General features: G+C 27.5%; 27 protein-coding genes. 24 read left to right on the forward strand and 3 right to left on the reverse strand.

Annotated features, from left to right (window positions below; all coding sequences use genetic code 11):
• The first annotated feature begins 16 nt into the window (after positions 1 to 16).
• From spoIIIAE to NT01CX_RS05545, 20 genes are all read left to right on the forward strand, one after another.
• A complete protein-coding gene (gene spoIIIAE / locus NT01CX_RS05450) occupies positions 17 to 1,180 on the forward strand; it encodes a stage III sporulation protein AE (RefSeq protein ID WP_011722049.1) in 1,164 nt (387 codons plus the stop codon).
• Positions 1,181 to 1,190: 10 nt separating this feature from the next.
• Positions 1,191 to 1,775: a stage III sporulation protein AF gene (spoIIIAF, locus tag NT01CX_RS05455; protein ID WP_011722050.1), complete on the forward strand. Its 585-nt coding sequence runs from the start codon at positions 1,191 to 1,193 to the stop codon at positions 1,773 to 1,775.
• 31 nt (positions 1,776 to 1,806) lie between these two features.
• Positions 1,807 to 2,439 (forward strand): stage III sporulation protein AG, encoded by a 633-nt coding sequence (gene spoIIIAG / locus NT01CX_RS05460; protein WP_011722051.1) that lies wholly within the window; start codon positions 1,807 to 1,809, stop codon positions 2,437 to 2,439.
• Between the two features lie 65 nt (positions 2,440 to 2,504).
• A complete protein-coding gene (locus tag NT01CX_RS05465; protein ID WP_011722052.1) occupies positions 2,505 to 3,017 on the forward strand; it encodes a SpoIIIAH-like family protein in 513 nt (170 codons plus the stop codon).
• Positions 3,018 to 3,100: 83 nt separating this feature from the next.
• Positions 3,101 to 3,505, forward strand: a complete 405-nt coding sequence (locus NT01CX_RS05470) for an Asp23/Gls24 family envelope stress response protein (RefSeq protein WP_011722053.1) — start codon at positions 3,101 to 3,103, stop codon at positions 3,503 to 3,505.
• A 109-nt stretch (positions 3,506 to 3,614) separates the two neighbouring features.
• Positions 3,615 to 4,016, forward strand: a complete 402-nt coding sequence (gene nusB / locus NT01CX_RS05475; RefSeq protein ID WP_011722054.1) for a transcription antitermination factor NusB — start codon at positions 3,615 to 3,617, stop codon at positions 4,014 to 4,016.
• Between the two features lie 25 nt (positions 4,017 to 4,041).
• The gene (locus NT01CX_RS05480; RefSeq protein ID WP_011722055.1) at positions 4,042 to 4,878 is read left to right on the forward strand and encodes a bifunctional methylenetetrahydrofolate dehydrogenase/methenyltetrahydrofolate cyclohydrolase; all 837 of its coding nucleotides are present in this window, start codon (positions 4,042 to 4,044) and stop codon (positions 4,876 to 4,878) included.
• Position 4,879: 1 nt separating this feature from the next.
• On the forward strand, positions 4,880 to 6,082 hold the full coding sequence (gene xseA, locus NT01CX_RS05485; protein ID WP_011722056.1) for an exodeoxyribonuclease VII large subunit: 1,203 nt from the start codon (positions 4,880 to 4,882) through the stop codon (positions 6,080 to 6,082).
• 23 nt (positions 6,083 to 6,105) lie between these two features.
• Complete coding sequence (locus tag NT01CX_RS05490) at positions 6,106 to 6,327, forward strand: exodeoxyribonuclease VII small subunit (protein ID WP_011722057.1); 222 nt, start codon at positions 6,106 to 6,108, stop codon at positions 6,325 to 6,327.
• Entirely contained in the window at positions 6,327 to 7,196 is an 870-nt protein-coding gene (locus tag NT01CX_RS05495; protein WP_011722058.1) for a polyprenyl synthetase family protein, read from the forward strand. Before NT01CX_RS05490 ends, NT01CX_RS05495 begins: the two co-directional genes overlap by 1 nt.
• Before the next feature lie 133 nt (positions 7,197 to 7,329).
• Positions 7,330 to 9,201, forward strand: coding sequence for a 1-deoxy-D-xylulose-5-phosphate synthase (gene dxs, locus NT01CX_RS05500; protein ID WP_011722059.1), 1,872 nt, complete (start codon positions 7,330 to 7,332; stop codon positions 9,199 to 9,201).
• 32 nt (positions 9,202 to 9,233) lie between these two features.
• The gene (locus NT01CX_RS05505; protein WP_011722060.1) at positions 9,234 to 10,046 is read left to right on the forward strand and encodes a TlyA family RNA methyltransferase; all 813 of its coding nucleotides are present in this window, start codon (positions 9,234 to 9,236) and stop codon (positions 10,044 to 10,046) included.
• Positions 10,047 to 10,057: 11 nt separating this feature from the next.
• The gene (locus tag NT01CX_RS05510; RefSeq protein WP_011722061.1) at positions 10,058 to 10,879 is read left to right on the forward strand and encodes an NAD(+)/NADH kinase; all 822 of its coding nucleotides are present in this window, start codon (positions 10,058 to 10,060) and stop codon (positions 10,877 to 10,879) included.
• 19 nt (positions 10,880 to 10,898) lie between these two features.
• Positions 10,899 to 11,354: an arginine repressor gene (locus tag NT01CX_RS05515; protein WP_011722062.1), complete on the forward strand. Its 456-nt coding sequence runs from the start codon at positions 10,899 to 10,901 to the stop codon at positions 11,352 to 11,354.
• Positions 11,355 to 11,364: 10 nt separating this feature from the next.
• A complete protein-coding gene (recN, locus tag NT01CX_RS05520; protein ID WP_011722063.1) occupies positions 11,365 to 13,059 on the forward strand; it encodes a DNA repair protein RecN in 1,695 nt (564 codons plus the stop codon).
• Between the two features lie 184 nt (positions 13,060 to 13,243).
• A complete protein-coding gene (gene spoIVB / locus NT01CX_RS05525; RefSeq protein ID WP_011722064.1) occupies positions 13,244 to 14,461 on the forward strand; it encodes a SpoIVB peptidase in 1,218 nt (405 codons plus the stop codon).
• A gap of 179 nt (positions 14,462 to 14,640) precedes the next feature.
• The gene (spo0A, locus tag NT01CX_RS05530) at positions 14,641 to 15,453 is read left to right on the forward strand and encodes a sporulation transcription factor Spo0A (RefSeq protein WP_011722065.1); all 813 of its coding nucleotides are present in this window, start codon (positions 14,641 to 14,643) and stop codon (positions 15,451 to 15,453) included.
• 135 nt (positions 15,454 to 15,588) lie between these two features.
• Positions 15,589 to 16,020 carry a metallophosphoesterase family protein gene (locus NT01CX_RS05535; protein ID WP_338032959.1) on the forward strand — a complete coding sequence of 144 codons (432 nt, stop codon included), beginning with the start codon at positions 15,589 to 15,591 and terminating at the stop codon, positions 16,018 to 16,020.
• A gap of 285 nt (positions 16,021 to 16,305) precedes the next feature.
• On the forward strand, positions 16,306 to 16,503 hold the full coding sequence (locus NT01CX_RS12560) for a hypothetical protein (protein WP_039225949.1): 198 nt from the start codon (positions 16,306 to 16,308) through the stop codon (positions 16,501 to 16,503).
• Positions 16,504 to 16,706: 203 nt separating this feature from the next.
• Positions 16,707 to 16,928: a hypothetical protein gene (locus NT01CX_RS05545; protein WP_011722068.1), complete on the forward strand. Its 222-nt coding sequence runs from the start codon at positions 16,707 to 16,709 to the stop codon at positions 16,926 to 16,928.
• An 87-nt stretch (positions 16,929 to 17,015) separates the two neighbouring features.
• On the opposite strand, the gene NT01CX_RS05550 is transcribed toward NT01CX_RS05545, so the two are convergent.
• A complete protein-coding gene (locus NT01CX_RS05550) occupies positions 17,016 to 17,666 on the reverse strand; it encodes a superoxide dismutase (RefSeq protein WP_011722069.1) in 651 nt (216 codons plus the stop codon).
• A gap of 211 nt (positions 17,667 to 17,877) precedes the next feature.
• Between NT01CX_RS05550 and NT01CX_RS05555 the strand changes: the two genes are divergently transcribed.
• Positions 17,878 to 19,284 (forward strand): APC family permease, encoded by a 1,407-nt coding sequence (locus NT01CX_RS05555; protein WP_011722070.1) that lies wholly within the window; start codon positions 17,878 to 17,880, stop codon positions 19,282 to 19,284.
• 161 nt (positions 19,285 to 19,445) lie between these two features.
• Here the strand turns inward: NT01CX_RS05555 and NT01CX_RS05560 are convergent, their stop codons facing one another.
• Together NT01CX_RS05560 and NT01CX_RS05565 are read right to left on the reverse strand one after the other, a co-directional pair.
• Positions 19,446 to 21,113, reverse strand: coding sequence for an ABC transporter permease (locus NT01CX_RS05560; RefSeq protein WP_011722071.1), 1,668 nt, complete (start codon positions 21,111 to 21,113; stop codon positions 19,446 to 19,448).
• On the reverse strand, positions 21,114 to 21,899 hold the full coding sequence (locus NT01CX_RS05565; protein ID WP_011722072.1) for an ABC transporter ATP-binding protein: 786 nt from the start codon (positions 21,897 to 21,899) through the stop codon (positions 21,114 to 21,116).
• A 174-nt stretch (positions 21,900 to 22,073) separates the two neighbouring features.
• Here NT01CX_RS05565 and NT01CX_RS05570 point away from each other — a divergent pair, with 174 nt between their 5' ends.
• From NT01CX_RS05570 to NT01CX_RS05585, 3 genes are all read left to right on the forward strand, one after another.
• Entirely contained in the window at positions 22,074 to 22,466 is a 393-nt protein-coding gene (locus tag NT01CX_RS05570; RefSeq protein ID WP_011722073.1) for a hypothetical protein, read from the forward strand.
• A complete protein-coding gene (locus NT01CX_RS05575; RefSeq protein ID WP_039225915.1) occupies positions 22,463 to 22,822 on the forward strand; it encodes a DUF952 domain-containing protein in 360 nt (119 codons plus the stop codon). Before NT01CX_RS05570 ends, NT01CX_RS05575 begins: the two co-directional genes overlap by 4 nt.
• Before the next feature lie 530 nt (positions 22,823 to 23,352).
• Positions 23,353 to 24,129 carry a class I SAM-dependent methyltransferase gene (locus NT01CX_RS05585; RefSeq protein ID WP_011722075.1) on the forward strand — a complete coding sequence of 259 codons (777 nt, stop codon included), beginning with the start codon at positions 23,353 to 23,355 and terminating at the stop codon, positions 24,127 to 24,129.
• Positions 24,130 to 24,617 lie beyond the last annotated feature (488 nt).

The raw sequence follows: 24,617 nt of genomic DNA on the forward strand, positions 1-24,617 counted from the left end.
TATAGGAGAGAACATTATGAAAAAGATATTACTGGTAATTATTATGTTTTTAATGATTCCTCTTAATGTACAAGCACAAACATTAGTAGAAAAACAAAAACCTCAGTTAAATCAAGAACAGAGTAGTAAGGTAGAAAGGTTATACGATTATATGACCAATGTAAAAACTAAATATGAAATACTAAATGATATGGATGTAAAAACATATGTAAAGGATTATATGAAAAATGGAAGTGGAAATATTTCAGTTGGTAAGTTTGCAAAGGCAATACTTATGTATTCATTTAGGGAAGTTATAGCATGTTCAAAGCTTATGGCAATGATAATAATAATAGCAATAATATGTGCTCTTATTAATAATCTTGAAAATGCATTTAGTAATGGAAACTTATCTAACGTTGCATATTTTGCATGTTATGCACTTTTAATTATCATAGTAACTAAAAGTTTTTATATAGGGGTCCTTGAAATTAAGGATATTCTAAAAGGAATGACTGATTTTATGGCAGCGCTTATTCCTGTATTATTGATGCTACTTGCATCTGTTGGAGGATTTACTGAAGCTGCAACCATGGATCCTGTGATAATAGGGGTTACCAATATTAGTGCTAGAGTTTTTACTGATTTAATAATTCCAATAATAACAATTTCTTTTGTAATACAATTATGTAACAACATAAGTAGTGATCATAAAATGGAGAAATTATCTGGACTATTAAATAAGTCAGTTCTTTGGATCCAAGGAATTATAATGACTATATTTATAGGGGTAATTACAATTCGTGGTTTAACCACTAGTACTATAGATGCAGTTGCAGAAAAAACTGTGAAATTTGCCATTGATAACTTTGTTCCTGTAGTTGGAAAAAGTTTATCAGATGCAATATCTACCGTAGCTGGATACTCACTTCTTCTAAAAAATGCACTAAGTAGTGTAGGACTTGTTATTTTAGTAACTATAATATTATTTCCAATAATTAAAATGCTGGCTATGGGTTTTATATATAAACTAACAGGAGCTTTGGTAGAACCCATAAGCGATAGTAAACTTGTTAAATGCATAGAATCAGCAGGGGACTCTATTATACTTATGACTTCCTGCGTTATTAGTGTATCTGTCATGTTCTTCATAATTATATGTATAATTGCTGGAGCTGGAAGAGGCGCTATAGGCATATAAGGAGGGTAAAATGATAGCAAGTATAAAGCAATGGATTGTAAGCATTTGTACTGCAATATTTTTTATAACAGCAGTGGAAATGATATTGCCTAATAACTCAATGAAAAAATATGCTAAATTCGTTCTAGGATTAATATTAATAACAGTTATTTTAAATCCAATAATAAAATTATTTAATAGAAGTTTTAGTTTCGAAGGATATATAAATTCAGCATCTCAATATATAGATGAAAAACAGTACAAAAACAACTATGGAAAGTATAAAACAGAAACTATAGATAATACAACAGAGGTTTTTGCCAAAAATCTAGAAAAATTGTGCGATAAAAAACTAAAAGATAAATATCCAAAGGATAAATACAATGTAAAAGTTAAAGTTTTATATGATGATGAAAAAGAAAAATTTGATATCCAAGAAGTTAATGTTGGAGTAAAAGAAGAAGGCGTAAAAAAAGTGAAAAAAGTTACATTGGACGAAACAAAGGAAGTGGCTACAAAAAAAGTTATGGAAAAAGAAAAAAGTTCAAAAATTATTAATTATTTAAGTGAAGCTATAGATGTTCCAAAAGAAAAAATAAGAGTTTATAAGGAATAAATAAGTATATAAATAAGGGGTGAACTGATATATGAAAAAACTATTTGATAAAGATAGAGTGAAAGAGAGTTTAAAAGATAAAAATGGAAAAGATTACACTAAAAAGTTGATTTTTTTAGCTATACTAGGTGTATTTTGCCTTATTGCAAGTAATATATTTAAATCACCTAACACTGTTAAAGTAAGTTCTGAAAATAAGGGAAGTGTTTCACAAGATAATAAAAAAGAAGTTAAAAATATAGATAGTAGCAAGGAAAATGAAATATCAAATGAAGAAAAAGAAATTGAAGAAAAACTAAAAGATACCCTTGAAAATATTGAGGGAGTTGGAAAGGTTAAAGTAATGGTTTATTTTAAGGGAGGTGAAGAGCAGATACCTGCAATAAATGTTAATGATTCTACTAGTCTTACGGAAGAAAAAGATACAGATGGTGGAACAAGAAAAGTAACTCAAAAGAATGATGGAAAAACTATTGTTATGATGAATACAGAAAAAGGAACAGAACCTTTTGTAGTTAAAAAAAATAAACCAGAAGTAAGTGGTGTTTGTGTTGTTGCAGAAGGTGCAGATGATAACTTAATTAAGCTTCAAATTCATAAAGCAGTCGTAAATTTATTTGACTTAAAAGAAAAAGATGTAAATGTATATTCTATGAAAAAATAACATATATGTTTAAAAAGAGACATATAAATTTTAATAAGGTTAAAATAAGGAATGGAGGTATTTTAATGAATAGGAAACAGGGGGTAATTATAGTTGTTTTACTAGCACTTATTTCATGTGCAGGGGTACTTGCGGTTAGGTTAAACAATAATTTAGACTATGTGGCTGAAAATGATATAAAAAATGGAAAAACAACTATATCATTTAATGATTCAAATAAAAAGAACAATACTTCAAATTACTTTGAAGAATCTCAAATGATGAGAGATAATCATAATGCAAAAGCTCTTCAAGATTTAAAGGGTATTATGGATGATGAACATACATCAAAGGAACAAAGGGCAGAAATATCTAAAAAATATAGTGATCTTGCACTTGCAGATACTAAACAACATCAAATAGAATCTGTATTAAAAAGTAAAGGATATGAAAATGTACTATGTTACATTCAAGATAACAAAGTTACAGTTGTAGTAAAATCATCTAAAAAGCTTACTGAAACTCAAACAAAACAAATTCAAGATGTAGTTATGGATATTACAAAAATAAAGGATGTAGATATACAATTAAAAGAATAATATGTTTGTAAATTCATACTATCTTTGATATAATAAGCACATAATAAATGTTTTGAATATCCGGACAAAGGGGGTACACCTAGATGGACGAAAACTTAAATGTGGAACAAGAAACAGATATGGAAATGGGAATTGTTAAAATATCAGATGAGGTAGTTGAAGTAATAGCAGGACTTGCTGCTTCAGAAGTAGACGGAATAGAAGGAATGAGTACCACATTAGTTGGAGGAATAACTCAGATACTAAGCGGAAAAAAGAACTTATCTAAAGGAATTAAAGTAAATGTAGAAGAAAATAGTGCTACTATAGATTTATATGTTGTAGTTAAGTACGGTGTTAAAATTGTAGATGTTGCAAAGAAGGTACAAGAGAGTGTTAAAAAATCTGTAGAGCTAATGACTGGGTTAAATTTGACAGCAATTAATGTTTATGTACAAAATGTTGTGCTTCCAAAAGAGGAAGTAAGATCTAAAGAAAAACAAGATTAATTATTGCACCCTCTGAAAACAGAGGGTGTTTCCATGTTTAAATATGTATATTAATATTTATAATGACAATAATTAAAATATATTTTAATTCATATACTAGGAGGAAATTATGAACAGAAGAAAATCAAGAGAAGTGGCTATGAAATTATTATTTGAAATGAGTATTAACAAAGAGGAATTTTCAGAGATATTAAAAAACTTTAAAGAAAATACTGATACAAATATGGAAAATGTTGATTTCATATACATAAATAAAATAGTAAATGGCATAGAACAAAACAAAGAAGACATAGATAAAAAAATAGAAGAAAACTTAACAAAGTGGAAATTAAACAGACTTTCAAAGATAGACCTTACAATACTTAGAATATCTACATATGAAATAATGTTTATGGAGGATATACCTAACAAGGTTGCAGTTAATGAAGCTATAGAACTTGCAAAAAAATATTCAGCAGACAATTCTCCAGCCTTTGTAAACGGAGTGCTTGGAAACATGATAAAAGCATAATAATAAAACTCTGGGAGGTGGATTTATGGGGATAAAAATAGATGGAAAAAGATTAGCTCAAGATATTAGAGAAGAGTTAAAAAAACAAGTAGAAAATATAAATAATAATGAAGATGTTAAGTTATGCATGGCAAATATACTTGTAGGTAATGATGGTGGATCACAGTTTTATGTTAGAAATCAAAATAAATTATGTCATGCTTTAGGCATAAAAGTAAAAAACATAAACTTAGATGAATGCATAAAAGAAGAAGAATTATTAAATATTATTAATGAGTTAAACAATGATAATGAAGTTAAGGGTATAATACTTCAACTTCCCCTTCCAAAACATTTAGATGAAAGTAAAATAACATCAGCAATAGATATAAATAAGGATATTGATGGACTAAGTAGCATAAGTGTTGGGAAGCTTTATAAGGGAGAAAAATGCTTTGTACCATGTACACCAAGAGGAATTATAGAGCTTATAAAAACTTGTGATATAGATATAGAGGGAAGCAATGCTGTTGTAATAGGAAGAAGCAATATAGTAGGAAAACCTGTAGCTCAGCTTTTACTAAATGAAAACGCAACAGTTACAATATGCCACTCAAAAACTAAGAATTTAAAAGAAATCTGTTTAAATGCAGATATATTAGTGTCAGCTATAGGTAAACCACATTTTATTACAAAAGATTATGTTAAAGAAGGAGCAGTTGTTATTGATGTTGGTACATCTTCTGTAAATGGAAAGATGGTTGGAGATGTGTGCTTTGATGAAGTTATAGAAAAGGCAGCATATGTAACTCCAGTACCAGGTGGAGTTGGAGCAATGACAACTACTATGCTTATAAAAAATCTTTGTGAGGGATTGAAATAATATGCAGATGAAAACATTGGGTGTTTCAGAGCTAAACAATTATATAAAAAATGTAATTGATAATGATTTTATTTTAAAAAATTCTAAAATAAAAGGTGAAATATCTAATTTTAAAATACATATAAGTGGTCATATATACTTTTCTTTAAAAGATAAAAATAGCAAAATAAATTGTATTATGTTCAGATCCTATGCTAGAGGGTTAAAATTCATACCTGAAAATGGAGATAATGTAATACTCAAAGGAAGAGTATCAGTATATCAAAAAGATGGTGCATATCAATTTTACTGTGAAGATATAGAAAAAGAAGGCGTAGGAGATTTATTTATAGCCTTTGAAGCGTTGAAAAAGAAATTGTATAATGAAGGATTGTTTGATGAATATAATAAAAAAGAAATACCTAGATTTGCAAAGAAAATAGGAGTTATAACTTCTCCTACAGGAGCTGCAGTTAAAGATATAATAAATGTATCTAAAAGAAGAAACAAAGGTGTAGAACTATTAATTTATCCAGCACTTGTTCAAGGAGAAAATGCACCTAAAGATTTAATAAATGGTATCAATTATTTTTCAAATAGAGATGATATTGATACCATAATAATAGCAAGAGGTGGAGGATCAATAGAAGAACTTTGGGCTTTTAACAATGAAGATTTAGCCTATGCTATATATAATTGTAATAAGCCAGTTATAAGTGGAGTTGGACACGAAACCGATTTTACCATTTGTGATTTTGTAAGTGATAGAAGAGCACCTACACCATCTGCTGCTGCTGAGATAGGTGTTTTTAATTTAAATGAAGTAAATACAAATATTGAAAATTATAAAAATAGATTGTACAATTTAATTAGAAATACAATAAATTTAAAATTTAAAGAGCTAAATTCATTGGAAAACGCAATAAAAATAAATAGTCCAATGAATACTATAGCTAATGAATATATAAGAATAGACAATTTAAAAAATAAGCTTTGCCATAAAATAGAATCTAAAATAGAATACGAAAAAATAAAACTTTCAAAAGCTAATTCTTTACTTAATGCACATAATCCACTAAATATTTTAAGTAGAGGGTTTTCTATTATTAAAGACGAAAAAAATAATGTAATTACAACAAAAGAAAAAATAGAAGAAAATACCTGCATAAACATTACATTAAAAGATGGAAGTACTAAGGTTAGAATAAGTGATGTGTATAAATAATCACTAAAAAATGGAGGATTAAAATGGCAAGAAAAAAGGAATCTTATGAAAGCTTAATGATTAAGTTGCAAGATATCATTGAAGAGATGGAAAGTGAAGAAATATCTTTAGAAGGATCCATGAAAAACTATGAAGAAGGAATAAAACTCTGCAATAAAATGTATAAAGTATTAAATGAAGCAGAGGCTAAAATAAAGATATTAGATGGTAATGAAGAAAAAGAATTTGTTGGGAATGATAATTAATGAATATGAATAATTTAAAAGAAGAAGTAAATGTATGGTTAAATAATTATTTTGAAAACAAGGGTAGTTATAACAAAATAGTGTATGATGCTATGAAGTATAGTGTTGAAGTTGGTGGAAAAAGAATAAGACCAACATTAATGCTATGCACTTACAATGTATATAAGGATAATTATAAAGACATAATGCCTATGGCTTGTGCAATAGAGATGATACATACTTATTCTTTAATACATGATGATCTTCCTGCAATGGATAATGACGATTTAAGAAGAGGAAAACCAACTAATCATAAGGTCTTTGGGGAAGCTATGGCAATACTTGCTGGAGACGGTCTTTTAAATGAAGCTATGAATATTATGTTTAATTATTCGTTAAACAATGACATAAGGGCTCTAAAAGCTTCTAAAATAATTAGTGAAGCTTCAGGAGTTGAAGGTATGATCGGTGGACAAGTAGTTGATATTATTAGTGAAGGAAAGAAAATAACTATAGATAATCTTAAATATATGCACAAAAATAAAACAGGTAAGCTTATAAAAAGTCCTATAATAGCAGGAGCAATTTTAGGGAATGCACCTAAAGAAGACATTGATATTTTAGAAGAGTTTGGAGAAAAATTAGGATTAGCATTCCAAATAAAAGATGATATATTAGATGTAATTGGTGATGTTAAAGTTTTAGGAAAAGAAATTCACAAAGATAAAGAAAATAATAAAACAACTTTTATATCTGAATTTGGACTTGAAAGTTGTAAGAAGATGTGCATAGATCTAACAAAAGAATGTTTAAATTTATTAAAACAGATTCAAGGAAATACAAGAGAATTAGAGGAAATAACTAAGTTTTTAATGAAAAGAGAATTTTAATGAAGTTTTGAAATATTATTAATCCTATGCTATAATCCGTATATAAAATAGTGGTGAATGGAAGTATAAAACACGGTATAAAAAACGCTCTATTAAAAGTAATGTAGATGAATTAAAAAGGAAAGATGATAATATGAGTGAAATATTTGATAATTATAAAGGACTTTACGAACTGAGAAAAATGTCTTTTTCAGATTTAGATAAATTTGCTCAGGAAATTAGAAATTTTTTAATAAATAAAATTTCTAAAACTGGGGGTCATTTAGCATCTAATTTAGGTGTAGTAGAGCTTACTTTAGCTTTATACAAAGTTTTTGATTTAGATAAAGATAAAATAGTATGGGATGTAGGACATCAAACTTATGTTCATAAAATACTTACTGGAAGAGCGGATAGATTTGACAATTTAAGACAATTCGGTGGTATGAGTGGATTTCCTAAAAGATGTGAAAGTAAATATGATTTTTTTGAAACGGGACACAGTAGCACATCTATTTCTGCTGCACTAGGTATGGCAAGAGCGAGAGATTTAAAAAATGAAAAATGCAATGTTGTAGCAGTAATTGGGGATGGAGCTTTAACTGGTGGTATGGCAATTGAAGCTTTAAATGACGTAGGAGATAAAAAAACAAATTTAATTGTCATATTAAATGATAATCAAATGTCTATAGGAAAAAATGTAGGAGGAGTTTCTACATATTTAAGCAGAATTAGAATTGATCCGAAATACAATAAGTTTAAAGCTGATTTTAATGATGTTTTAAGAAAAACAAATATTGGAACAGGTGTTGCAGATTCCTTAAGCAAGCTTAAATCTGGAATAAAGCAGATGTTAGTTCCAGGAATGTTCTTTGAAGAAATGGGAATAAAATATTTAGGACCAATAGATGGACATAATATCAAAGAACTCACTGAAGTTATAAATACAGCTAAAAATTTAAACGGACCTGTACTAATACATACAATTACTCAAAAAGGCAAAGGATATAAATTTGCAGAAAAAGATCCTAACAGATTTCATGGCATAGGAGCTTTTAATTTAGATACAGGAAAAGTGTCTAAAATTAGTGGAGATACATATTCAAAAGCATTTGGAGATGCAATTGTAGAACTTGCAGAAGAAGATAAAAGAATAGTTGCAATTACTGCAGCTATGAGAGATGGAACGGGACTTAAAAAATTTAGTGAAAAGTATCCTAAAAGATTTTTTGACGTGGGAATAGCAGAACAACATGCAGTAACTCTTGCAGCAGGTATGGCACAATCAGGATTAAAGCCTATATTTGCGGTTTACTCCACATTCCTTCAAAGGGCATACGATCAAGTTATCCATGATGTATGTCATCAAAATCTTCCAGTAGTATTTGCAATTGATAGAGCTGGAATAGTTGGAAGTGACGGAGAAACTCATCAAGGAGTATTTGATTTATCATTTTTAAATCATATGCCTAATATGACTATTATGTGTCCTAAGAGTTTACATGAAGTAAAGTATATGTTAAAATGGGCGGCTAATCAGAATTCACCAGTGGCTATAAGATATCCAAGGGGTGGAGATAGTATAGAGTTATCAGCAAAGACAGATTATATTGTTGGAAAATGGGAAGTATTAAAGACAGAAGGAAATATAGCTCTAATAGCAACTGGAAAAATGGTTGCTACAGCTATTAAAGTACAAGAAAAAATGAAAGCTATGGGCGTAAACATAACAGTTATAAATGCATGTTTTGTAAAACCAATTGATAAATCTATTATAAAAAAATTAGTATCTAAGAATTATAAAATAATAACTCTAGAGGATAATGTATTATCTGGAGGATTTGGTGAAAGTGTTCTTCAATATGCAAATTCTTTAATTACAACAAATTCTATAAATAGTGAATCTAAGGTTGTAAATTTAGGATTTGATGATAAATTTATTCCTCATGGAAGTGTAGATATACTTTATAAGGCAAACAATTTAGATGTAGATGGAGTAGTAAAAAATATAGTTAAGATTTTATAATTTAGTATCTTTAAATTTAAAGGAGTTAAATCATGAGTAGTGTCAAAAGTGAAAGGTTAGATATACTTTTAGTTGAAAAAAATATTTTTGATTCTAGAGAAAAAGCTAAAATTGCAATTATGGAAGGAAAAATATTTGTAAATGGTCAAAGAGTAGATAAATGTGGTCAAAAGATAAAGGTGGATTCAGAAATTGAATTCAAAGGCGAAGTAATGCCATACGTAAGTAGGGGCGGATTTAAACTTGAAAAAGCTATGAAAAGTTTTGATATAGAACTTCAAGGAAAAGTATGTATGGACATTGGTGCATCAACAGGAGGATTTACTGATTGTATGCTTCAAAATGGTGCTACAAAGGTATTTTCAATAGATGTTGGATATGGACAATTTGCGTGGAAACTTAGAATTGATCCAAGAGTAGTTTGTATGGAAAGAACCAATGCAAGATATTTAACTTTTGAGGATTTAGGAGAGTATCCAAACTTTTCTAGTATAGATGTATCTTTTATATCCCTAAAGAAGATAGTTCCAGCTGTAGTAAATTTATTATCGGATGATGGAGAAGTGGTTGCACTTATAAAACCACAATTTGAAGCTGGAAGAGATAAGGTTGGTAAAAAGGGTGTTGTAAGAGAAGCAAGTACACATAAGGAAGTAATTACAAATATACTTAATTTTTTAGTGGAAAATAATTTGAAAATTAAAGGTCTTGATCATTCGCCAATAAAAGGACCAGAAGGAAACATAGAATATCTAGTGTATTTTACTAAGGATAGAAATTATGATAAAGAATTTGACTTCAACATTATTGATTTAGTAGTTGATTCTTCACATGAAAATTTATAGTAGGTGTAATTATGAAAAATATAGCTTTAAATATTAATAGTAGTAAATTTATAGATGAAGGTATAATTGAAAGTATTATAAATAAAATACAAAAGTATTTTAAGGATTCTACCGTTGTATTATATAAAGACTCAAGAGGACTAGATTCTGAAAATACAAGAAAATTTGATATGGTAGTTGTACTAGGTGGAGACGGAACTATACTTAGAGCTGCAAGAAGTGTTGCAGAGTTTCAGGTGCCTATACTAGGAATTAATATGGGACATTTAGGATTTTTGACTGCTGTAGAAGTATCGGAGTTTGAAGAAGCTATAAAAAAATTGAGTTTAAAAAAATATAAAATAGAAGATAGAATGATGCTTACATGTGAAGTTAAGAATAAAAATGAAACAAAATTATATAATTCTTTAAATGATGTAGTAATTTCAAGAAGACCTTTGGCTAGAATATTAAACAGTACTATATATATAGATAATGAACTTTATACAGAATTTAATTCTGATGGCATAATTGTATCAACACCAACAGGATCTACTGGATATGCATTATCTGCTGGAGGACCTATAGTATACCCTACTTTAGAAGCTATATCACTAACACCCATATGTCCTCATTCTATGCAAAATAGAAGCATAATGATAAAAAGCACCAGTGAAATTTCTATTAATGTAGATGACAAAAACGAAAGTGTATTTTTAACATTAGATGGACAAAAAGGCGTGGAAATAGATCAATTTACAAAAATAACAATAAAAAAATCGGAATTTAAATGTAAACTTATAAGAATAGATGGATATAACTACTTTGACGTATTAAGGGAAAAAATTTTTTAGGAAGCTAAGGAGATGTAAAATGAAGATTCAACGACATTCTAAAATTTTAGAAATAATAAACACAAAAGATGTAGAGACACAAGAAGAATTGGCTGAAGAATTAAAAAAAAGAGGAGTAGATGTAACTCAAGCAACAGTGTCTCGTGACATTAAAGAACTTAAATTAATCAAAGTTTTATCCGAAAATGGAAGATACAAATATGCAACCATAGCTAAAAGTGATGGCTTATTAGCTAATAAATTAGTAAATGTATTTTCTAATACTGTAATAAGTGTAGAAAATGTACAAAATTTTGTTGTAGTAAAAACTCTATCAGGATCTGGATCAGCCGCTGCAGAATCAATTGATTCTATGAACTTCGATGGAATTGCGGGAACTATAGCTGGAGATAATACTATATTTATTTTAACAATAAATGAAAATAAAGCTGAAGAAATAGTGAAAAAACTAAAAAAAATGCTTGAAAATAAATAGGGGGCTTAGTATGCTTCTTCAATTAAATATTAAAAATTTTGCTTTAATTGAAAGTTTAACTATTAATTTTGAAAAAGGATTTAATGTTCTAACAGGAGAAACAGGAGCAGGTAAATCTATACTAATAGATGCTATAAACTATGTATTAGGTGAAAAATTTAATAAAGGGCTCATAAGAACAGGTGAAAATAGAACTTTTGTAGAGGCTATATTTGATATGGAAAATACTAATACCTTAGAAATGTTAAAATCTCTAGAGATGCCTTCTGATGAACTATTAATTGTAAGTAGAGAAACATTTAAATCAGGTAAAAGTATAGTTAAGGTTAATGGAAAATCAATACTAATTTCAGATATAAAAAAAATATCAAGTACACTTATAAATATACATGGCCAACATCAAAATCAAGAATTATTAAATCCATCAAAACATATTAATTATTTAGATGAATTTGGGGAGGAATTATTAAAATCCTTCTTAATAGAGTATAAAGAAAATTACAAAAAGTTATTGCAAATAGATGAAAAAATTAAAGAATTTGGGATAGATGGTGGTGAAAAAGAAAAATTAGTTGATTTTCTTAAATATCAGATAGATGAAATAGAAAATGCTAAATTAAAGACTAATGAAGATATAGAACTTGAAGAACAATACACTATACTAAATAATGCAGAAAAAATAGCAAAATCATTAGGAAAATCCTATAATATATTATATGCTAGTAATGACAATTATATGTCTATATATGATTCATTAAATACAGTTATACGAGAGCTTAGAAGTGTTGAAGGACACATGGCTAAAGTAAAGAATATAGCAGATTCATTAGAAGAATGTTATTTTAATATAGAACAAAATGTATCTGAAATTAGGAATATAGAAAGTACATTTGTATATAATAAAGATGAACTTGAATTTATAAATAGTAGAATATTTGAAATTGATTCTCTAAAAAGAAAATATGGAGCTACTATTGAAGAAATTTTAGAGTATAAGTTGAAAATAGAAAATCAATATGAGGAAATGATAAATAGCAGTAAAATAATAGAAGAATTAAAAAAACAAAAATTAAATTTAATGAATACTCTAAAAAAACAAGCTGAAGTAATACACGATATTAGAGTTGATGTAAGCAAAAAATTAGAAAAAAAAATAAAAGAAGAATTAGATTATGTTGGACTTGAAAAAAGTATTTTAAAAATAAGTATAGATTTTCAAGAAGAATTTTATGCAAACGGTTGTGATAAAGTACAATTTTTAATATCAACTAATCCTGGAGAACCATTAAAACCCTTAGAAAAAATAGTATCTGGAGGAGAGTTATCGAGAATAATGTTGAGTTTAAAAACTGTATTTTTAGATAAAGATAAAATACCTTCAGTTATATTTGATGAAATAGATACAGGAATAAGCGGAAGAGTTGCACAAAGGGTAGCAGAAAAAATGTATTTAATATCTCGTGGGCATCAAGTATTTTGTGTAACACATCTTCCTCAAATTGCTAGTATGTCAGATAATCATTTTTTAGTTTCTAAGAATGTAAAAGATGAAAAAACATATACTAATATACAATGTATAACAAATAAACAAAAACAGCACGAAATTGCAAGAATGATAGGCGGATCAGAAATTACAGAACTTACACTAAAGAATTCAATGGAAATGGTCAACATGGCGTTAAAAAGAAAAAAAGAGTTAATTTAATATTAAAATTCATAATCAGTATATGATTATGAATTTTTTTTCCGTTTTTTCTTTAATAATTTCATATATTTGTTTTATTAATAAAGTATTACTTTATATGAATTTATACAATAGCATAATTAAATTTCAAAGGGGAAAATTAAACTTGAACAAAAAAAGTATGTTATGCAGGAGGGGAAAATAAATGAAGAATAAAATGAAATGCATAATATGCTGGAGTTTAGTTCCTATATTTTTATTAATTGCTCTTGCATGTTTTCAAATTTCACATATTCCTAATACTATTTTTATAAGAGATAATCAAAAAACAAGTTCAGACTATATTATAAATATGGCTAGGAATAATAGTAAATTAAATAGTATAAAGTTTATTGACGGAAAAAAGATGAACTTAAATTTATTAGGTGTTTTACCTGTGAAGTCAGTTGATGTAAAAAAGGTTCCTGAAACTTATGTATATCCTGGAGGAACTCCAATAGGAGTACGTCTTACAACTAAAGGTGTTTTAGTTGTATCCCTGTCAGATGTAAAGTGTTCCAGTGGAAAAATCATAAGTCCAGCAGCAGAAAGTGGAATACAAGTAGGTGATATGATCATAAATATAAATGATACACCTATTAATAGTTCAGAAGATCTTATAAAACAAATACGTCTAAATAAAAACAATAAATTAAAGGTAAAAATAGAAAGAAAAGATAAAGTATTAACTAAAGTAATTACTCCTGTAAAAGAGGATACAAAAAACGCTTATAAAATAGGATTGTGGGTAAGAGATTCCACATCTGGTGTTGGAACTTTAACATTTTATGATAGTAAAAGTAATAAGTTTGCAGCATTAGGACATCCTATAACAGATGTTGATACAGGAAATGTATTAAAGATAAACAAAGGAGAAATTGTAGAATCATCTATAATATCTGTAAGAAAAGGGCAAAAAGGAAATCCCGGAGAATTGAGAGGAATATTTATAAATGAAAACTCAACACTAGGAAGTGTATACAAAAATACTTTTTGTGGAATATACGGTAAATCAAATGTAAATTTGTCAACACCAAAATACGATAAACCTATTAAAATAGCATTAAGAAATGAAATAAATGAAGGACCTGCTAAAATTTTGACAACAATAGATGGAAATGAACCTAAACTATATGATATAAAAATAGAAAAATTATTACCTCAAGAATCACCAGGGCCTAAAAGTATGGTAATTAAGGTAACAGATAAAGAACTTTTAGAAAAAACAGGTGGTATAGTACAAGGAATGAGCGGAAGTCCTATAATTCAAGATAATAAGCTTGTAGGCGCTGTAACTCATGTTCTTATTAATCGTCCAGATGTAGGATATGGAATATATATAGAATGGATGCTAAAGGATGCTGAAATGTTACAAAATAACTAGTAATTATAACTAAACAATAGTAAAATAAAAGATAGCTATATTATAGTATAGTTGTCTTTTATTTTAAAAAATTATCCTGGTTTTAGTAAATTTTTGGAAAATAGAAGGATTTATCGTGGTTTTGTCGAAATAGTAATTGTTAAGAAATGGAACAAAAAGAATAAGGGGGATAAAAATTTATGGATAATAACAAAATAAGTGTGGTAATTGCAGATGATAATAAAGAATTTTGCAACATTTTAAATGATTATCTTTTAAATCAAAGAGATATTGTAGTAACTGGAGTTGCAAAAGATGGTATAGAGGCTTTAAAATTAATACAAGAAAAAAAGCCAGATTTACTAATTCTTGATATAATAATGCCTCATTTAGACGGTCTTGGCGTTTTAGAAAAGATAAATACTATGAATATAGAAAAGTTACCAAGAGTAATTGTGCTTTCAGCAGTAGGACAAGATAAAATTACTCAAAGAGCTATAACACTAGGTGCAGATTATTATGTAGTAAAACCTTTTGATATGGATGTATTTACAAAAAGAATAAGACAAATGTTTAATAATACTATATCCAATGAAGGGGTTAAAAAAGCAACACCAATAATAGAATCTGGAGATATACAAGTACCAAATAATGAACCAATGGATTTAGAATCTGAAATAACAAACATTATACATGAAATAGGTGTTCCAGCCCACATAAAAGGATATATGTATCTTAGAGAGGCTATTAGTATGGTTGTAAATGATGTAGAGCTTTTATCTGCAGTGACAAAAGAATTATATCCTTCTATAGCTAAAAAATACAATACTACTGCTAGTAGAGTTGAAAGAGCTATAAGACATGCAATTGAAGTTGCTTGGTCAAGAGGACAAGTAGAAACTATAAATAGAATATTTGGATATACTATTCATAATGGTAAAGGTAAACCAACAAATTCAGAGTTTATAGCAATGGTAGCTGATAAATTAAGACTTAAAAATAAAGTAAGCTAGGGCATAATTATAAACGGTTTAGGATTCCATCTAAAATAGGTTAAACATATTTTTAAGCTAATAAATATACTTATTTGTAAAGTAAGAGATCTTTTGTATTCATTAGAATATAGAAGGTCTTTTTATTATGGTTAGATTAAAAAATTACCATATAGACTTCAGTTACATAGAGGAAATTTCAAGATAGAAGTTGTTCATTATTCAATTAGTGAGGAGAATAGATACATAAATTTTAAGCCTAATCCTGATATTACAGATTGTAAAAAAATGTTTTCAAACACTGATGCAGATATTATATTGTATGGGCATGATCACAGGGGTTCTATTGTTTATGGAAAAGATAAAATATATATTAACTGTGGTTCATTAGGATGTACCAGTACAAATGAAGGAATTGCACAGGGTGGAATATTAACCATAGATAATCAGAAACCCGTTTTTCAAAAAGTATTTGCTGAATATGATCTTAAAAGAGTTTTAGAAAAAATTGATTCGGTTAAGTATCCAGGCTATGAAGATATTAAGAAATTTTTTACGGTGTTAAATAAGTATATGAATAAAGTTTAATTTAAATATTTAGTAGTAGGTATATTTTTCATACTTATATTTACAAATGCCCATATTTATAGTATAATTAATCTTCAAGGCAAATAAAAAGGAAGGTTTAAAAAGGTAAATATTATAATAGATATTAATTTTGAAAAATATGAAAATTTAGTGGGAAAGTTAAGTAATTTAAAAGTTAGAGAATGGTATATTTATCATGATAAAAATATTATTAATAAAATAGATAAATCCTTAGCTATAAAGGAACAAGCAAGGAAGGCTCATTTATTAAGAAATAAGTATAGAATGCAAGCTAGAAAATTAATGAAGGATAGAGTATTAGCAAGATATTTAGATGATAATAATTCCAACTTACCATTTGAATATTATGAAAGTAAATACTCAAAGCAAGGATATACTGGCAATTTGCTCTATGAAAAGATATTGGAGGCTTCTAATAGGACAAATAAAGAAGTGAATAGGCAATTAGGATTGATGCAATGATAAAAATACATATTTAAATTTTTAGCTTTAGAATTTTATATGACGGCGGTAAATTAGGACTTTTGAGGTAAGTCTTTTTTTATTGTCTTTTTTTAGATAAGAAACAATGGTAGGATAATTTTATAGATAAATTTTACTAATATTATGATAAAATTGAAACTATAAAAAGATAAATTTAACTATAATAATAAGGGGAGTTTATAATGGCACAGGGAGTATTTCAAGCATATATGAATGTAAAGCATAATATTAAAATTTTAGAAAAGAGATTATTTCAATATAGGACAAGTGGAAATAAAGATAAGCTTAAAGAAACTGAACAACTATACAAAGAAAATTTAGAAGCTAAAAAGAGAATTGAAAATACTGACGCATTTAAAGAGTGTATAGCAAATATGATAAAAGGAATGTTAAACGAAGATTAAAAAAATAGCTATGTTGTATAAAAAGTAATTTTTTATTTAACATAGCTATTTTTTAGTTTAATGCAATAATTAAAATTAACGTAAAAGTTATATATTATCGTAATATTGTTCACATTTTGACCAATCAATTATATTAAAGAAGTTAGTAATATATTCAGGTCTTTTATTTTGGTATTGTAAGTAGTAAGCGTGTTCCCAAACGTCCATAGTAAGTATAGGAATTTTACCTTCAGATATTGGACAATCTTGATTGCTAGTAGAAACTACTGAAAGTTTTCCATTAGCATCACTTATAAGCCAAGCCCAACCTGAACCAAATGTAGTTATACCTGTTTGAGTAAAAATGTCTTTAAATGCTTCAAAAGAACCAAAGTCTCTTGTTATAGCTTTAGCTAAATTACTATTTTCGTTTAAAGCTTTGCTTCCTAGTATACTCCAATAAAATTCATGATTAAATACACCACCGCCGTTATTTATAACAGCTTTTTTTATATCTTCTGGTAAAGCATTTAAATCTGATAAAATCTCAAATACTCCTTTTTTGAAAAGCTCAGGATGTTTTGAAATAGCAGCATTTAGTTTATCTACATAAGCTTGTTGATGTTTATCATGGTGAATTGTAACAGTTTCTCTATCTATGGATGGTTCTAAATGTTCATATCCATAAGGTAATGGTGTTAATGTAAATGTAGTTCTAGAATCACAACATTTAGTGTTGTCAGAAAAATCTAAGTACATATTAAATCCTCCAATTCAATTTTTTTAGATGTTTATATAGAATTAATATGTGCATTTAATGTGTAATTTATTATTTATAAATTAACTATCTGTATACTATACAATTTAAATTATCTAAAAGAAAATTATATAAACCAAATTTCAAAAATACAATATTATAATAACAGTAGTAAAAAGTTTAAAATAAAAATATTTATATAAGGGGGATAAAATGTTTAAGAATAATGAAGATAGGCGAATTTCTTGGTATATGCTCGCTTTTATGGCCTTTTCTGCTGTTTGGGGATTTGGAAACGTTATAAATGGTTTTTCGGAGTATAATGGACTTCAAGCAATTGTTTCTTGGATTATAATATTTGCTATTTATTTTGTACCTTATGCTCTAATGGTTGGAGAATTAGGATCTGCATTTAAAGATTATGGTGGAGGAGTTAGTTCATGGATACATGAAACAATAGGGCCTAAACTTGCATATTATGCTGGATGGACATATTGGATAGTTCATATGCCATACATTTCTCAAAAGCCTTCAGGACTTATGATTGCAACAAGTTGGGCTGTTTTTCAGGACAATCGTATTAGTTCAATGAATACAAAACTTATGCAGTTAATTTGTTTGATAATTTTTTTAGTTGGAATTTATATTGCATCAAAAGGACTAAATCCATTGAAAAAATTAGCAACACTTGCAGGGACATCAATGTTTATAATGTCTATATTGTTTATAATTTTAATGGTAGCAGCACCATCAATTACAAATGCACATCTATATAAAATTGATTGGTCATTTAAGACATTTATGCCGACCTTTGACTTAAAATACTTTACTGGACTTGCTATTTTGGTGTTTGCAGTTGGAGGATGTGAAAAAATATCACCATATGTTAACAAAATGAAAGAACCTGAAACAGGTTTTTCAAAAGGGATGATAGCATTATCAATTATGGTTGCAGTATGTGCTATTCTAGGAACTATTTCACTTGGTATGATGTTTGATTCAAATAACGTACCTAAGGATTTAATGACTAATGGGGCATATTATGCATTTCAGAAGTTGGGGGGATATTATAAACTTGGCAATTTATTTGTAATAATATATGCAATTACAAATATGATTAATCAGTTTGCTGTACTTATTATTTCTATTGATGCACCTTTACGTATGTTGCTTGATAGTGCTGACGAAAGATTTATTCCTAAAAAGATGTTTGAAAAGAATAAATATGGTTCATACAAAAATGGAAATATACTTATATTGGTTATAGTATCTATTTTAATTATAGTACCAACCATTGGAATTGGAAATGTGGATGAATTAGTAAGATGGTTAGTAAAATTAAATGCTGTATGTATGCCACTTCGTTATTTATGGGTATTTGCTGCCTATATTGCATTAAAGAGATTAGATCATAAGTTTAATAGAGAGTACTATTTTGTAAAAAATAAGACTTTAGGAATTATTTTAGGAGCTTGGTGTTTTGCATTTACGGCATTTGCATGTATTGGAGGAATGTATTCTTCTGATAAATTCCAACTTGCACTTAATATAATAACGCCATTTGTATTAATAGGTCTTGGAGTAATTATGCCTTATCTTGCAAAGAAAAATAATGTATAAAAGTTTAAAGTTTAGTATAGATATGAATGGATATTATATCTATACTAGTAACAATTTCATTAAATGTTAAAGCAAAAGTGATTTTTAGCTTTTAAGAAAAATGGGCTGTGGCTAATATTATGATAAGTATTTTTAATGCCACAGCTCTTTAATTATAATATTTATTTTTTTAGCTGTTCTAAGCTAATATTAAAACTTTTTTTCCACAATAAAATCACTAAACATAATAATATAAATCCATAACTATATAGACAATATACATTTAAACTTGCTGCAAAATGAAGTCCAGCAGTTAAAATACATAAAAATATTGTTGAAATAGCAGAAGAAAAATCATTACTGGAGCTACCTTTTGGAAAGTCTTTAGAAAAAGGAAGTTCTTTATCAGTAAGCCTAAAGTTTATAATGCTAAGGAATATTGTAGCTAAAAATGCAATTATTAAATGAGGAATAACTCTAAAATCAAAAATCCATATAAAAAGTATACTTTCAAATATGAAAATGGGAGTTATAATTTTAAAAAACATACCTTTAAAAGCCCCCTTGAATATGCTTGAGATGTTTTTTATAGGAGTTATTACATAAATCCAAGCTCCCTTGTATTCGCTGCAATAATGGAGACAATATATCATGGAGGATAAAAGTGCTATAGTAATATATATTGATAAATACTTATTAGATGTGCTCATTGTGAGTTTCCACTGTGAATAGCTACCAAAACTATGAGAATTATCAATAATGAATATAAATAAAAAAGGAAAGATGAATGCTAAAGCTAAAGATGGATAGTATTTAAGTTTAAATTCTCTTTCTTTTGAAACTAATGTGCAAGTAAAATTAAAAATAGCCCTTTCCTGTTTATCCTTACATATAATTTTGCTAAGCTTAAAATATAATGATTCTTTTTTATTTTTATTAATGCAATCATTAGAATTTAATTTTTCTAAGTATCTTTCAAAGGATGGTATACACTTATAATAAATAATAATAGTCATAAGTGGAGCAACTATAGCAAATAATGATAATACTATTAGTGGTTTTGTAATTTCATTTGTTTTTATAATATAAAAGGGTGCAGCAAACCAAGTTGAAGGTAAAAAGTAGTGCCATGTTTTAATATTTACGTTTGAATCTAGATCTATTAGCTGAAAGAATTTATTTGAAAGTTGATATCCTATTGCCATAAAAGATGATAGTATTATTTGAACAATATTTATCATGTTCTTAAGCTTTTCACCATCAAAAAATTTTAAAACTATTAGATATACTAAAGCAGTTAATAGAATCATAAATAAGTCTATTAAAACTAAGTCTACAAAAAGCAATATAAAGAAGGAAAATCCCTTAAATAAAGCAACTATTAGAGAAAATCCACCTAGTGCTAATGTTATAGAACCTATATATATAAGTATGTGAGTAATTTTAGCTGCATTTAATGTTTTAGAGTCTATACCTTTAGTTCCTATTAAAATCTTATCTTTAATATCTAATATTACATTTGAAAAATCTGATATAAATGTGCTTAAAATAATAAACATGAATAATGTAAAGTAAATAGTCATCTGCCACATTATATTTTCATTTATGCCTATGAAAAAGGATAAAAACATACCCATAACTAAATAAGTAATAATTAATACTCTAAAATTGTTATCTTTATCTTTTTTATCTTCACGATTATTAAGAACTGTAGGTACGTTTCTTTTATCCATTGTAAGCTTTATTTTAAGAATACTTCTCATAACGTTATAGTCTACTCCAAGCTTAGAATATACCCATTTAAACTTGTCTATTATTTTTAAACTTCTAAATTCCTTATTGTTTTCCATTTAGTTCACCTCATTAATAATTGAAGTAAAGTTTTCAGCAATGCTTTTATGATCTGTAAAACCTGTTAAGTCATTAAATATATTTTCAAGAGATTTTTCACGTGAACTTTCTTTAAGTTCTTCAAAAGTTCCATCAGCAACTATAGTTCCATCATTTAAGAGAACAATTCTACTGCTTATTTTTTCAACAACATCCATAATGTGAGAAGAATAAAATATTGTTTTACCTTCAGATGCTAGTTTAGATAAAACTTCTTTAATTATCATCACACTATTTGCATCAAGTCCACTTAAAGGTTCGTCTAAGAATAGTATGTCTGGATTATGCAGTAAACTTGATATTATGGAAATCTTTTGTTTCATTCCTTTAGAATAACTAGACAATCGGGTGTTAATCATATTACCAATGCCTAGTATGTCCATAAGTCTGTTTGCTCTAGATAAAGTTTCTTTATAGTCAAGACCATATAACTCTCCTACAAAAGTCAAATACTCTTTAGCTGTTAAAACATCATATAAATCAGCAACTTCAGGTACATATCCTATTCGTTTTTTATAATCTGTATCATTTTCAGATATTTTCTCTCCAAAAATTTCAATACTTCCTTCATATCCCTTTAAAAGTCCCAAGATTATTTTTACGGTAGTGCTTTTACCAGCACCATTAGGCCCTATATAGCCTATAATTTCTCCTTTATTTACTTCTAAGTTAATTCCCTTTAATACTTCTTTTGATCCAAAACTCATTTTTAAATCTTTGATATTAAGTAGAGTCTCTTTATTCATAAAATCCCTCCAGTTGTTTTTGACAATTATTAGAATTGTTTTTATATTACTACAAATGGTACAAATTTCAATATCAATTTGAGAAATTTTTACGATTTAATGTTATAATTAGAAAATATATTATGTGTAGAAAAAGTATATTTAATAACAGAAATACTAGAAAGAAGTGATAAAATGCCAAATATATTTGAAATGAAATTATTAGATGTGCAACCATCTCAACTGTTTATATCAAAGACTAAACTACAAAATGTTTTAAAGTGGTTAAATGTTGATAGTATAAATAAATGTGATCCTATTCCAGTTAAAAATCTAAATGGAAAAGTAATTTTTACAGATGGACATACAAGAGCATTTGCTATGTATAAAATGGGTATTGAAAATATTAAGGTATATTGGGATGAAGATGAGCTTGACTGGAGAGCATATGAAATTTGTGTTGATTGGTGTACTAAGGATGGTATAAAAAGTATATCACATCTAGACCAAAGAGTTATTAGTAATGATGAGTATGAGATCTTATGGTATGAAAGATGCAGGAAAATGCAAAGGGGGTTAGAAGATTGATAATATTGCATTGCACTGAAAAGAAAAATTGGGATAAATTTTGTAGTGAAAATGAATATGGATATATGGAGATTGAAAAAAATGGGTTTATTCATTGTTCATCAATAGAATACTTTTGGAGAGTAACTAAACATTTCAATCAAAAGGATACAGAATATGTCATTTTATGTATTGATACTGCAAAAGTTAGGTCAGAAATTAAATGGGAAGATTGTGAGAGCAATCGTGGACGATATTATCCACATATATATGGAACGATTCCAAGAAATTCAATAATAGATGTATTACCATATTTACGAGATAATAAAGGAAATTACATTAAAAATTCAGAGTTTTGTGAAATTGAAAATAAGTGATATCAATATTTATAAGGTTATTATTTTTTAATGAAATCAAGAGGTACAAAAGAGTTAAATAGCAATAGCTATTCACAGGGGGTACGTGAATATATGCATTGGTTACCAATTAATAAGTTGAAAAATTATGTTGCTTATCCAAGCTTTTTTGCAGATAAGTTAGTTAACTTAAAGGATTGTATTGAGCACATTGTTACATGTGAATAATGTGAAGGTCTGGTTGAGTGTAGCACTGACAAAGGTTTCTTATAACTTTGCAGAACTAAAAATAATATTAACTCATGAATTAATGCATTTTAAAAAGTATGATCTGTCGTATAAAAGTTTACTTATATTTGTTAAAATACTACATTATTAAAAGATTCAGGAATGGAAGAAAGAAAGTTTTTTATGGAAGAATCATGAGAAATAGACAGTTTAAAATAGACGATGTATAATATATTTGTTAGAATATGAATTGATTATAGTTTTGAGAAGATGAGGATAATAAAAGAAAAATTAATATAAATAATAGATGAGGAATAAGAAAAATGACAAGGGAATTAGAAAAATATTACAACAAATTTTGTGAAGATAAAAGATTAACTAGAAAATATGCAAAAGTTGAATATATTACTTCTATGAAGTATATTCATAACTATCTAGAAGATAATAAGAATGCAAAAATTTTAGATGTTGGTGCAGGAACTGGAAGATACTCTGTTAAGTTAGCAAATGAAGGATATGATGTTACGGCAATTGAACTTGTAAAGCACAATCTTGGTGTTTTAAAGTCGAAGGGAAGCTCAGTAAAAGCATATCAGGGAACGGCATTAGATTTATCAAGATTTGAAGAAAATACTTTTGACATGACATTGGTATTTGGACCAATGTATCATTTATATACTTTTGAAGATAAAGTACAAGCACTTAAAGAAGCAAAAAGAGTAACAAAAGCTGGAGGATATATACTAGTAGCATATTGTATGAATGAATATAGTGTATTAACATATGGCTTTAAGGAAAACAATATTCGAGAAAGCATTAAAAATGGAAAGCTTAGTGATGATTTTCATGTTATATCAGAACCAAAAGATTTATATGATTATGTGAGAATTGAAGATATCAATAAGATAAATGAAATAGCAGATTTAGAAAGAATAAAACTAATTGCAGCAGATGGACCAGCTAATTATATGCGTCCTATTTTAAATGCTATGGATGAAGATACATTTAAGATTTTTATGGATTATCATTTTACAACATGTGAAAGACCAGAGCTATTAGGGGCAAGTGCTCATACACTAGATATTCTGAGAAAAAAATAAGAAAAATTAAAAAGATTATATTATTTAATAAAAGCCATGATTAAAAGCCAAATGTTGATTATGGCTTTTGTTTTGTAGAAAAAACTAAAGTTATGGTAAGAGCATAAACTGCAAGTGCCAAGGAAGGGGCTTTAAAGGTTTCTTGGAGTTATATTGTAAAAAAATTACAATATAACTTATAATTACATGAAAGAGGTAAAACAATCTAAAGGTTTGTTTATTAAATATAAGTAATAAATGTTGTGTAGAAGTTCATATAGAAGATGATATGATTTGCTTAAGAGGGAAAATAGAAATCTAAAAAGCGAAAAGGGGAAATATTTTTGGTGGTCGTATATTATATGATTAAAAGTAAGTTATAAATAAATGTATGATTTTAGTTAAAAGCATGCATTTGTTTTTTTATGTTCAATTTAGGTAAAAAATGATATAATTATATAAAATTTGCATTACAGAGGATTGGACGAAAAGGATATTCAGAATTATTT

The sequence above is a fragment of the Clostridium novyi NT genome (assembly GCF_000014125.1).
Lineage (GTDB): Bacteria > Bacillota > Clostridia > Clostridiales > Clostridiaceae > Clostridium_H > Clostridium_H novyi.